This window comes from Phenylobacterium sp. (assembly GCF_041913825.1).
Taxonomy (GTDB): Bacteria; Pseudomonadota; Alphaproteobacteria; order Caulobacterales; family Caulobacteraceae; genus Phenylobacterium.
The window spans coordinates 24,592-36,220 of sequence record NZ_JAYSEO010000035.1 but is presented as its reverse complement, the minus strand read 5'-3'; the positions used below and the strand labels follow the sequence as shown (position 1 = coordinate 36,220).

Sequence of the window (11,629 nt, the reverse complement as noted above, 5' to 3'; positions counted from 1 at the left end):
CGACTTCGTCGTCAAGTTCGCCAACGTCAACGGCTCGGGCTCGGCCAGCGCCAACGGGCTGTTCGCCCGGGCGATCATCCGGATGGGCGTGCCGGTGGCGGCGCGCAACATCTTCCCGTCCAACATCCAGGGCCTGCCCACCTGGTACGAGGTGCGGGTGACGGAGGCCGGCTGGCTCGGCCGACGCGGCGGGGTGGACCTGATGGTGGCCATGAACCCGCAGACCTGGGACCGCGACGTGGCCGAGATCGAGGCGGGCGGCTGCCTGTTCTTCGACTCCACCAAGCCCCTGCCGCCGGAGAAATTCCGCGACGATGTCGCCGCCGTCGGCGTGCCGCTGACGGCCATTTGCAACCGGGCCTACCAGGTCCCGCGCGAGCGGCAGCTCTTCAAGAATATCGTCTACGTCGGCGCGCTCGCGGCCCTGCTCGGCATCGCGCCCGAGGTGATCGAGGACCTGCTGGCCGAGGACTTCGCCGGGCGGCAGAAGCTGATCGACGCCAATGTGGCGGCGCTGCGCATGGGCTACGACTACGCCCGCGAGAGCCTCGCGCCGCTGTCGCTGCAGGTCGCCCCGGCCGACAGGGTGGGCGACCGCATCTACGTGGAGGGCAACGCGGCCGCCGCCCTGGGCGCCGTCTATGGCGGAGCGACTGTCTGCGCCTGGTACCCGATCACGCCCTCCACCTCGCTCGCCGAGGCCTTCACCGGCTACTGCCAGGAGCTGCGCACCGACCCAGAGACCGGCAAGGCGCGCTACGCCATCGTCCAGGCGGAGGACGAGATCGCCTCGATCGGCATGGTGGTGGGCGCGGGCTGGAACGGCTGCCGGGCGTTCACCGCCACCTCGGGGCCCGGCGTCTCGCTGATGACCGAGTTCATCGGCCTGTCCTATTTCGCCGAGATCCCGGCGGTGATCTTCGACGTCCAGCGGGGCGGCCCGTCCACCGGCATGCCGACCCGCACCCAGCAGGCCGACCTGCTGGCCGCCGCCTACGCCAGCCACGGCGACACCAAGCATCCCATGCTGCTGCCCGCCGATCCGGGCGAGTGCTTCGAGATGGGAGCGCAGGCCTTCGACCTCGCCGATCGGCTGCAGACCACCGTCTTCGTCATGCTGGACCTCGACATCGGCATGAACGAGTGGCTGACCGCGCCCTTCGCCTGGGACGACACGCGCCAGCTCGACCGCGGCAAGGTGATGACCTTCGAGGCGCTGGAGGCGGGGGCGGACTTCGGCCGCTACAAGGAGGTGGACGGAGACGGCATCCCGTACCGCACCTATCCGGGCGTCCACCCCACCCGGGGCGCCTACTTCACCCGCGGCACCTCCCGCAACCCCTACGCCCGCTACTCGGAGGAAGGCGCGGTCTACGTGGACAACATGCAGCGGCTGCTGCGGAAGTTCGCCACCGCCCGCGACCTCGTCCCGCAGCCGGTGCTCACCCCGGCCAGGCGCAAGACGCCCGACGGGGTGATCTACTTCGGCTCCACCACGCCCGCCATGCACGAGGCCCTGGAAGCGCTGGAGGGCCAGGGCAAGCGGCTGGACGCGCTGCGCCTGCGGGGCTTCCCGTTCCCGAAGGCGGTGGAGGATTTCATCGCCGCCCACGAGCGGGTCTTCGTCGTGGAGCAGAACCGCGACGCCCAGATGCGCAGCCTGCTGGTCAACGAGCTGGGCGTCGATCCGGCGAAGCTCGTCCCCGTGCTGCACTACGACGGCACGCCGATCACCGCGCGCTTCATCGCCGGCGAGATCGGCCAGCTCATGGCGGTGGGCCAGATCACCGAGGCGGCCGAATGACCTACATCGCCAAGCCCCAGCTCCATCACCCGCTGCTCGCCAGGAACGCGCTCGGCTACACCAGGCGGGACTACGAGGGCTCGGTCTCGACCCTGTGCGCCGGCTGTGGGCACGACAGCATCTCGGCGGCGATCATCCAGGCGGTCTACGAGCTGGAGCTGCCGCCGCACCGGATCGCCAAGCTGTCCGGCATCGGCTGCTCGTCCAAGACCCCGGACTACTTCCTCGGCAACAGCCACGGCTTCAATACCGTCCACGGCCGCATGCCTTCGGTGCTGACCGGCGCAAACCTCGCCAACAAGGACCTGATCTACCTCGGCGTGTCCGGCGACGGCGATTCCGCCTCCATCGGCCTCGGCCAGTTCGCCCACGCGGTCCGGCGGGGCGTGAACATGCTCTACATCGTCGAGAACAACGGCGTGTACGGCCTGACCAAGGGCCAGTTCTCCGCCACCTCCGACAAGGGCTCGAAGTCCAAGCGCGGAGTGGTCAACCACGACGCCGGGATCGACCTCGTCTCCATCGCCCTGCAGCTCGGCGCGACTTTCGTGGCCCGCTCGTTCTCGGGGGACAAGGCCCAGCTCGTGCCGCTGATCAAGGCCGGCCTGGCGCACAAGGGCGCGGCCTTCATCGACTGCATCAGCCCCTGCGTTCAATTCAACAACCACGCCGGCTCCACCAAGAGCTTCGACTATGTGCGCGAGCACAACGAGGCGGTGAACCGGCTGGACGTCATCAGCCCTCGCGCGCCGATCCACGTGGACTATGCGCCGGGCGAGACGGTGCGGGTCCAGCAGCACGACGGCTCGATCCTGTCGCTTCACAAGCTGGCCGAGCTCTACAATCCGGGGAACCGGGCGCAGGCCCTGGGCTACCTCCAGGCGCGGCAGGCGAGGGGGCAGATCGTCACCGGGCTGCTTTACGTGGATCCCGAGGCCGGAGACCTGCACGACAGCCTGCAGACGGTGGACACGCCGCTGAACCAGCTCGGGACCGCCGACCTGGTGCCGGGCCAGGCGGCGCTGGCGCGGATCAACGCCGCCCTGCGATAGGCCAGGCGAAGGAGGCGGCGAACAGCAGGACGACGACCGCGCCGGCGAGCGCCGTCCAGGCCACCGGCGGATTGTCGGCCCGCTCGGCGACGAAGACGGCGGCCAGACCCCAAGCGACGGGCAGGCCATAGACCAGGGCATGCGAGGCGCGCAGCACCAGGAAGGCGGCCGCCACAACGGCCAGGACGCCGCCCACAGCGGCAGGGACCGCCACGCCGTCGCCGATCAGCCCGCGCGCGGTCAGGACGGTCAGCACGTTGATGGCCGCGGCCACCGTCAGCCAGCCGGCCAGCAGCGCCAGGGGCCAGAGTCCGAGCACCCTGTCCCAGCCGCCCCGGGGCCGCACGCGGCGGCCGGCCACCACCGCGGCCACGGCCGCCACCGCGCCGAGCAGGATCCAGCCGACCGTCTGCCACTTGGCGTCTGCCGCGCTCGCCCATATCCAGGCGCCGCAGGCCGCGATGGCGATGGCGCCCGGGACCGACACGGCGGCCACCACCGCAGAGTCCCGGCTGGCCGGCAGGATCTGGTAGATCGCGAATGCGGCCAGCGCCGTGTAGATCAGGCCCCAGATGGAGAACGCGTAGCCCGCCGCCCGGATTGTACGGTCGCCGTCGGCCGCGAATTCGGCGGGCGAGAGGCCCCAGCCGGTCACCGCCTGGACGGCGGGCGCGGCGATGGCGAACACCACAGCCGCCAACACGGCGAGCTTCAGGGCGAGCGGCCGTCTCACGGCTCGGCCTGCTTGGCCCCGCTCATCTGGGGTACGTAGAGGCCGGTGGCGAACTTGGCGAGCCAGCCTTCCGGGCGCAGGCGCGGGCCGTATTCGGCGCAGGGGTCGGGCTTCGGCGGACCAGGGGGCTTCACGTCTGGAGCGGTCATGGCCGCGGCGGCGGCGTCGGCAAAGGGCTCGGCGAACTGCAGGGCGTCGCCGATGCGGCTGAGGGAGGGGTTGTCGGTCCCGACGGCGGTGGCGTTGCGGCTCCAGACGATGGCCGCCAGTTGCCGCCCGTCCGGCGTCACCATCTCGGCCTCGGCGGAGAGGCCGCCGGTCGTGCCGGGGGCGCGCACGCCGATGGGGCCGGGAATGAAGAAGGAGGCGGCGGCCGAGGCGACCGATCCCGCCCGGCCGGTGGGCTTCACGCGAGTGACGGCGGCGCGCACCTCGGCGTCGGCCGGTCCGGCGGCGATCTCGTAGCGCTCGGAGACCTCGAAACAGAGCTGGGCGTCCACCTCCCGCTGGAGCAACCGCCGCTCGGGCTCGCTCAGCCAGTCGGGCGCGCCGCGCACCTCGGTGGGCAGCAGCCGCACGCGGCGGATCGAGGTGGCCTCCGCCGGCGCCTTCTTCTCGAGGATGCCGGCCCGGAGTGTCCCCTCGCGGGGCGACAGGCCCTGGTAGCTGGACAGGAAGCCCGCCTGCCGCGCCGGGGTGGCGCAGGCGACAAGGCCGAGGCAGAGCGTCAGGGCGGCGGCAGGCTTCATCATGGCGAAGGCGCGGCTCTCAGGTTGGTGCTCCAGCTTTAACGCACAACCCTGGGTTCCGACGCGTCAGCCCGCGGCGAGCTCGCCGATCACGAAGGCGTCCTCGCCGTCGCGGACAAGGCCCTCCAGGACGTCGGGCAGGTCGTGGGGGTCGACGATCAGCATCAGGCCGACGCCACAGTTGAACGTCCGGCGCATCTCGTGCTCGGCGACGCCGCCCACCTCCTGCAGCCACTGGAACACCGGCGGGAGCTGCCAGGCGTTCCAGTCGAACTTGGCGGCCAGGCCCGGCCGGATCGCCCGCGGCGGATTCTCGATCAGGCCGCCGCCGGTGATGTGGGCGAGGCCGGAGATGCGCCCGGCCTTCAGGTGCGGCAGCACGGTCTTCACATAGATCCGGGTGGGCGCGAGCAGGGCCTCGGCCAAGGTCTTGCCGGCCTCGAAGGGGGCGGAGGCGTCCCACGGCAGCCCCGAGCGCTCGACGACCCGGCGCACAAGCGAATAGCCGTTGGAGTGCGGGCCGGTGGAGCCCAGGCCGATCAGCACGTCGCCCGGCTTCTGGTCGTCGAAGCGCGGCAGGACGCGGCCGCGGTCCACGGCGCCCACGCAGAAGCCGGCCATGTCGTAGTCGCCCTCGGCGTACATGCCGGGCATCTCGGCCGTCTCGCCGCCGACCAGCGCGCAGCCGGCCTGGCGGCAGCCCTCGGCGATACCCTCGACCACGGTGGCGGCGGCCTCCACGTCGAGCTTCCCGGTGGCGAAGTAGTCCAGGAACATCAGCGGCTCGGCGCCCTGGGCCAGCAGGTCGTTGACGCACATGGCGACGAGGTCGATCCCCACCGTGCCGTGGATCCCGGTCTCGATGGCGACCTTCAGCTTGGTGCCCACGCCGTCGGTGGTGGTGACCAGCAACGGGTCGTCGTAGCCGGCCGCCTTGAGGTCGAAGAGCGCGCCGAAGCCGCCGAGGGACGCCTCCGCGCCCGGCCGCCGGGTGGACCTCGCCAGGGGCTTGATGCGTTCCACCAACTGGTTGCCCGCGTCGATATCGACGCCGGCTTGCGCATAGGTGAGACCGTTCGGCCGCTCTGACATGACGGAATGCCCTTGAGAAACTTGCGCGCAGCCGTATCGCGGGCTTGCAGACTCGGCCGCGCGCGGGGCTATAGCTAATCGATGACGCCGATTACGACCACCGCGGAACTCGCGGTGTTTTGCGACAAGCTGAAAGGCCAGCCGTTCGTCGCCGTGGACACCGAGTTCATGCGCGAGACCACCTATTGGCCCAAGCTGTGCCTGATCCAGGCCGCGGCTCCGAACGCGCACGCGGTGATCGACCCGCTGGCGGAGGACATGGACCTCGAGCCGTTCCTCGAGGTGCTGCGCGACGAGAAGATCCTCAAGGTCTTCCACGCCGCCCGGCAGGACGTGGAGATCTTCAACAACCTGAAGGCCATGCCCAAGCCGCTGTTCGACACCCAGGTGGCGGGGATGGCGGCCGGCTTCGGCGAGCAGATCGCCTACGACGCCCTGGTGCGCCAGATGCTGAAGATCGAGCTCGACAAGAGCTCGCGCTTCACCGACTGGGCCCGGCGGCCGCTGTCGGACAACCAGCTCACCTACGCGCTCGCCGATGTGACCCATCTGGCCGAGCTCTATCCGATGTTGCGCGAGCGACTGGAGAAGGAAGGCCGACTCGCCTGGGTGACCGACGAGATGGCCGGGCTGACCGACCCCGCCAACTACGACGTGGAGCCCGAGAACGCCTGGAAGCGGCTGCGGCCGCGCCGGCACACGGCCAAGTACCTGGCGGTCTACCGCGCCGTCGCCGCCTGGCGGGAGCGGACGGCTCAGCTCCGCGACCAGCCGCGCGGGCGGATCCTGAAGGACGAGGCGATCGACGAGATCGCCACCCAGGCGCCGACCGACGCCGACGCCCTCGACCGGCTGCGCTCGGTGCCGAAGGGTTTCTCCGGCTCGCGGTTCGGGCCCGACCTGCTGACCGCCGTGCGCGAGGCGCTGAAGGATCCCGAGGCCTACGCCCCGGTGATCGAGCGCAACAAGCAGCCGCCGTCGCCTGCCGCCGGGGCGGTGGTGGAGCTGCTGAAGGTGCTGCTGAAGGCGCGGGCCGAGGAGGCGGGCGTCGCCTCGAAGCTGATCGCCACCGTCGCCGACCTCGAGCAGATCGCCAATGACGACCAGGCGCCCACGCCGGCCCTCAAGGGCTGGCGGCGCGAGGCGTTCGGCGAGGACGCCCTGAAGCTGAAGCGCGGCGAGCTCGCCCTGGTCCTGGACGGGACCCGCGTGCGGGTTGTCGAGGTCCGGCGCGCGCCGAGGGCGGCCACGGCCGGCTGATCCGCCAGCTTCCTGAGGATAAGCCAAGCGCCTGATCCCGTGCGGGTTTTCGCCCGCCGCACAGGCTTTTCCACCGGTTGTCCACATGCCGAACGGCGTTTTCCCACACCGGGAGAACGCCGGTCGCTTGCGCACGGCCGAGCTTCGGGCGAGGCTCCTCTTGCCGAGAGGAACTGAGGCGCGGCGGACCGGGAAACCGGATCGGAAGCGGGCAGGGGCTCCGGGAACGGCGAGGCCGGGGGCGACCCGGGTGTCGGCGGTCCGCAGGGGCCGGAGGCGGGAAGACGAGGCGGCGGGCGACCGTCGCCGCGGGATCACCACCTTCGCCTCGAAGGCCTGGATCCCCCAACGGATCTGGTTTGAGAGGGCGGTGTTCGGGGTCTCCCCGGGCGCCGCCCTCTTGCTATTGGCCGCTCAGCCGAGCTGCAGCTTGAGCTTCAGCGCCTGGGCCAGCGTCTGGGCGCGCTTGGCGGTCTGTTCGCCCAGCAGCATGTCCTCGCAGCCGTCGGTGGCGGTCAGGCGCAGGCGGTCGCCGTCCGTCCGCAGGGACGAGCGGGCGAGCAGCCGGCCGTTGCGCCCGGAGATGTCGCAGCCCAGCCGGATCGCCGCGCCCAGCGCCCTGGCGCGCTGGCGCCGCTCGCTGCTCAGCAGCTTGTTGATCGTGCCGGCCTCGGGGACGTTGGTCGCCGCGGTGTGGCGGGAGAAGGCGACGCAGGCGAGGAAGGCCCGCTCGGGATGGGTCATGCCGGCGATCGGCGCGCGCAGCACCTGCTCGAAGGCGATGTCGGCCCGGTGGTCGGGGTGCAGCCGGGCGCCCAGGTCGGCCAGCCGGCAGGCGGCGGCCAGCAGCACCGGGTCGCGCTCGCCGAACGACGGCGACAGGCGCTCGAAGACCGGCGACAGCCAGGCCTCCAGGGCGCCGCCCAGGTCGGGCGAGAGGCCGCGCACCGCTGTCAGGGCCTCGCAGCCGGCGATCAGCGGGTCTTCCCGGCGGACCTCGGGCGGCATGGCCTCCAGGAGCAGGCCCTCGCGCACGCCGTAGGCCGAGATCACCAGCCGCTCGATGCCCAGCGCCTCGATCAGCGCCTCCAGCACCAGGGCGGAGTAGGGCAGGGTGTCGAAACGCTTCTTCGACACGCCCTCGATCCGCTCCAGCGAGGACTTGGACTGTCGCTCCACGAAACGGGCGAGCTGCACCGCGTCGGCGGCGGTCATCTGGTACTGGTGGGCGACGTGCAGCGGATAGTTGGCGAGCTGCATGTGCAGCAGCGCGATGTTCCGCCAGGCGCCGCCCACGGCGTGGAACTCGCGCGTGGCGAAGCGGCGGGCGACCGGGGCCAGTGCGCCTTCGATGACCCGCCAGGTGCGGTCGATGTCCAGCGGCCGCGGCGCGCCGAGCGCGAAGGGACCGAGCGGCAGGGTCACGCCCTCCGACGCGCCGCCGTCGGTCAGACGGACGAGCTCCAGGGACGATCCCCCGAGATCGCCCACGACCCCCTGAGCGCCGGGATCGCCGGCCAGCACGCCCAGGGCGGCGTAGTGCGCCTCCTCCTCGCCCGAGAGCACGCGGACCTCGAAACCGGTGTCGGCCTTCACGCGGCGGATGAACTCCGGGCCGTCGGCGGCCTCGCGCACGGCGGCGGTGGCGGCGACGGTGATGTCCTGCGCGGGCCAGCCCTCCAGCAGGATGCGGAAGCGGCGCAGGGCGGTCATGGCCGTGCTCACGCCGTCGGGCGACAGGCGCCCGGTGGCGGGCAGGTCGCGGCCGAGGCCGGCCAGGGCCTTTTCGTTGAACACCGTCCAGAGGGCGCGGCCGTCGATCCGGTAGATGACCAGGCGGACCGAGTTGGACCCGAGGTCGATGACGGCGGCCTGGCGGGGCTCGGGCCTATCCTCGCGAAGCCACATGATCGATCGCGCGCGGCATGTCCTTCACCTTCTGGCCTCGTCCCGACAGGCTGGGGTTGGTCATGAAGTACTCGTGCGCGGAGAAGGCGCTCGGGTGGTCCCAGGAGGGGTCCCGCCTATAGCGGCCCTCCGCATCCAAGGTCCAGCTCTGAGCCTCGTCCTTCAGGTTCGCCAGCATGATCTGCTGGAGAACCTGTTGGTGGACGGTCGGGTTCTCGATCGGGGTGAGACATTCGACACGGCGGTCGAGGTTACGCGGCATCCAGTCGGCCGAGGAGATGAACACCCGCGCTTCCGACGACGGCATGGGCGCGCCGTTGGCGAAGGCGACGATCCGGCTGTGCTCCAGGAAACGGCCGACGATGGACTTCACGCGGATGTTCTCCGAGAGCCCCGGCACGCCCGGGCGCAGGCAGCAGATGCCGCGCACGACCAGGTCGATGGCCACGCCCGCCTGGCTGGCCGCGTAGAGGGCGTCGATGATCTGCGGGTCCACCAGGGCGTTGAGCTTCGCCCAGATCGCCGCGGGCCGGCCGGCCAGCGCGTTCTCCGCCTCGTGGTTGATCAGGGTCAGCAGGTCCCGCTTCATGGTCACGGGCGAGAAGGAGAGCTTTTCCAGGTGGTCCGGCTTGGCGTAGCCGGTGACGTAGTTGAACAGGCGCGCGGAGTCGCGGCCGAGCGCGGCGTCGGTCGTGAACAGCGACAGGTCCGTGTAGATGCGCGCGGTGATCGGGTGGTAGTTGCCGGTGCCGAAGTGGCAGTAGGTGCGCAGGCCGTCGCCCTCGCGCCGCACCACCATCGAGAGCTTGGCGTGGGTCTTGTACTCCACGAAACCGAAGACCACGTGGACGCCGGCGCGCTCCAGGTCCCGGGCCCACTTCAGGTTGGCCGCCTCGTCGAAGCGGGCCTTGATCTCCACCAGCGCGGTGACGTTCTTGCCGTTCTCGGCCGCCTCGATGAGGGCCGCGACGATCGGACTGTCGGTTGAGGTTCGGTAGAGCGTCTGCTTGATGGCGAGCACGTTCGGGTCGCGGGCCGCCTGGCGCAGGAACTGCACCACCACGTCGAAGCTCTCGAACGGGTGGTGGACCAGGATGTCCTTCTCGCGGATCGCCGCGAAACAGTCGCCGCCGTGGTCGCGGATGCGCTCGGGGAAGCGCGGCTCGAACGGCTTGAACTTCAGGTCCGGTCGGTCGCGCGGGATGAGCTGGGAGAGCTCGTTGAGCCCGAGAAGCCCGTCGATCAGGATGATGTCGTCGCCCTGGGCGTGCAGGTTCTCGCAGATGAAGCCGCGCAGCTCCTCGGGCATGGCGGCCTCGACCTCCACCCGCACCACCGAGCCCATCCGCCGCTGCTTCAGCAGGGCCTCGAACTCGCGGACCAGGTCCTCGGCCTCTTCCTCGATCTCCACGTCGCTGTCGCGGATCAGGCGGAAGACGCCCATCGCCAGCGCCTCGCAGCCGGGGAACAGGTGGTCGAGGAACAGGGCCACCAGGCTTTCCAGGGCGATCACCCGGCGCTCGACCTTGCGGCCGCGGCCCTTCGACGAGATCTCCCAGAACCGCGCCACCTGGGCCGGGATCGGCACCAGGGCGTAGAGCAGTCGACCGTCGCTCAGGCGCTTCAGCTTCAGGACCAGCGAGAAGGCGAGGTTCGGGATGAACGGGAACGGGTGCGCCGGGTCTATGGCCATCGGCGTCAGGATCGGGAAGAGCTGGCTGAGGAAGGCCTCCTCCAGGGCCGCTTTCTCGGCCGCCGTGACGTCGGACATCATGGCCACCTGCAGGCCTTCGCCCACCAGCGCCTGGCGAAGCTCGGCCCAGCGGGTCTGCTGGTCGGCCATCAGGTCGGCGGCCTCGGCGTTGATCCGCTCGAGCTGCTCGGCCGGGGTCAGGCCGTCCTGGCTGACCACGCGCACGCCCTCGCGGAGCTGGGCCTTCAGCCCGGCCACGCGGACCATGTAGAACTCGTCGAGGTTGCTGGCGCTGATCGCCAGGAAGCGGAGCTGCTCGAGCAGCGGATGCCGCGGGTTCTGGCTCTCGGCGAGCACGCGGCGGTTGAAGGCCAGCCAGGAGAGCTCGCGGTTGAAGAAGCGGGCGGGGGAGCCCGCGAGCTCCTCGTTCCAGTCCAGCCTGCCGCGCACGGCCTCGGTGGCGGGGTTCGAGGCGATCGGCGCGGCTAAGGTCATCCTGTGACGGCTCCGGACGTTCCCAGGCGGTCAACCGTATCTGGACCTGCCCTGTGACGCCCGCAAGTCATCACTCGAAAAGGTCAAGATTTTCGGTATCGCCGTCCAGGATCTCCCGGGCGAGAACCCGCGAGATGGGCCGCGGTTCGCCGTCGACGCCCTCGTCCAGCCGGCGGACCAGCTCGCGGGCCCCCGGAACGGAGCGCTCCATCCGCCGCAGCAGGTAGGGGTAGATCTCCTTCGGCGGGCGGATGCTGCGCTCGCGGAAGAACTTCTCGAGCACGCCTTCCAGCACCCGGTCGCAGGGCGGCTCGATCTCGGTCACCAGCAGGGCGTTCAGCCGCGAGCGCAGGTCGCCGAGCCCGGTCGGCCAGGCCGAGGGCGTGGTCCGGGCGGTCAGCAGCAGGCCGGCCCCATCCTGCCCGGCGAGGTTGATGAGGTGGAACAGGGCCTCGTCGGGCGCGCCCTGGTCCACGTCCTCCAGCAGCACGGGGCGGCCGCGCGCCGCCTCCACGTCCGGAGCCTGGCGGTCGAGCGCCACGGCGCCGGCGGCCTGCGCCCAGACATGGGCGAGGTGGCTCTTGCCCACGCCTTCCGGGCCGACGAGCACCAGGCAGCCGCCCGGCCACGCCGGCCAGGCCTCCAGCGCGCGGCGGGCCTCGCGGTTGGAGTCCCCCTGCACGAACTGGTCGGGGGCGAAGGAGGTGGGGCGGCCGAGGCTCAGCCGGAGCTGTCGCGCCATGCGCCATGTCCTGGTGCGGAGATCACGGCCGGCTTTCTATCGGGCCGGCGGACGGGCTTCCAGCGGGGCCGGGAAACCATCCCCGTGTCCCACAGGATCGG

Annotated in this window: 9 protein-coding genes; 3 read left to right on the top strand and 6 right to left on the bottom strand. The window is 71.1% G+C overall.

What is annotated here, in order from left to right:
- The coding region (locus tag ACE3Q8_RS21415) for a 2-oxoacid:acceptor oxidoreductase subunit alpha (protein WP_374472703.1) at positions 1-1,804 on the top strand (1,804 nt) is incomplete at its 5' end.
- On the top strand, positions 1,801-2,856 hold the full coding sequence (locus ACE3Q8_RS21410) for a 2-oxoacid:ferredoxin oxidoreductase subunit beta (protein WP_374472702.1): 1,056 nt from the start codon (positions 1,801-1,803) through the stop codon (positions 2,854-2,856). The genes ACE3Q8_RS21415 and ACE3Q8_RS21410, both read left to right, overlap by 4 nt.
- Here ACE3Q8_RS21410 and ACE3Q8_RS21405 read toward each other — a convergent pair.
- The 3 genes from ACE3Q8_RS21405 to purM all read right to left on the bottom strand — a co-directional run bounded on the left by ACE3Q8_RS21405 (position 2,837) and on the right by purM (position 5,430).
- Entirely contained in the window at positions 2,837-3,589 is a 753-nt protein-coding gene (locus tag ACE3Q8_RS21405) for a hypothetical protein (RefSeq protein WP_374472701.1), read from the bottom strand. The two genes, ACE3Q8_RS21410 and ACE3Q8_RS21405, sit on opposite strands and share 20 nt — an antisense overlap.
- Positions 3,586-4,341, bottom strand: coding sequence for a DUF3313 domain-containing protein (locus ACE3Q8_RS21400; RefSeq protein ID WP_374472700.1), 756 nt, complete (start codon positions 4,339-4,341; stop codon positions 3,586-3,588). Before ACE3Q8_RS21400 ends, ACE3Q8_RS21405 begins: the two co-directional genes overlap by 4 nt.
- Positions 4,342-4,404: 63 nt before the next feature.
- Positions 4,405-5,430 (bottom strand): phosphoribosylformylglycinamidine cyclo-ligase, encoded by a 1,026-nt coding sequence (purM, locus tag ACE3Q8_RS21395; protein ID WP_374472698.1) that lies wholly within the window; start codon positions 5,428-5,430, stop codon positions 4,405-4,407.
- A gap of 81 nt (positions 5,431-5,511) precedes the next feature.
- Here purM and rnd point away from each other — a divergent pair, with 81 nt between their 5' ends.
- Positions 5,512-6,690, top strand: a complete 1,179-nt coding sequence (gene rnd, locus ACE3Q8_RS21390; RefSeq protein ID WP_374472696.1) for a ribonuclease D — start codon at positions 5,512-5,514, stop codon at positions 6,688-6,690.
- A gap of 414 nt (positions 6,691-7,104) precedes the next feature.
- Here rnd and ACE3Q8_RS21385 read toward each other — a convergent pair whose 3' ends face one another.
- The 3 genes from ACE3Q8_RS21385 to ACE3Q8_RS21375 all read right to left on the bottom strand — a co-directional run bounded on the left by ACE3Q8_RS21385 (position 7,105) and on the right by ACE3Q8_RS21375 (position 11,528).
- Positions 7,105-8,598, bottom strand: coding sequence for a Ppx/GppA family phosphatase (locus ACE3Q8_RS21385; RefSeq protein WP_374472694.1), 1,494 nt, complete (start codon positions 8,596-8,598; stop codon positions 7,105-7,107).
- On the bottom strand, positions 8,579-10,786 hold the full coding sequence (locus tag ACE3Q8_RS21380; protein WP_374472692.1) for an RNA degradosome polyphosphate kinase: 2,208 nt from the start codon (positions 10,784-10,786) through the stop codon (positions 8,579-8,581). Before ACE3Q8_RS21380 ends, ACE3Q8_RS21385 begins: the two co-directional genes overlap by 20 nt.
- 70 nt (positions 10,787-10,856) lie before the next feature.
- Positions 10,857-11,528, bottom strand: coding sequence for a chromosomal replication initiator DnaA (locus ACE3Q8_RS21375; protein WP_374472691.1), 672 nt, complete (start codon positions 11,526-11,528; stop codon positions 10,857-10,859).
- Positions 11,529-11,629: the final 101 nt, after the last annotated feature.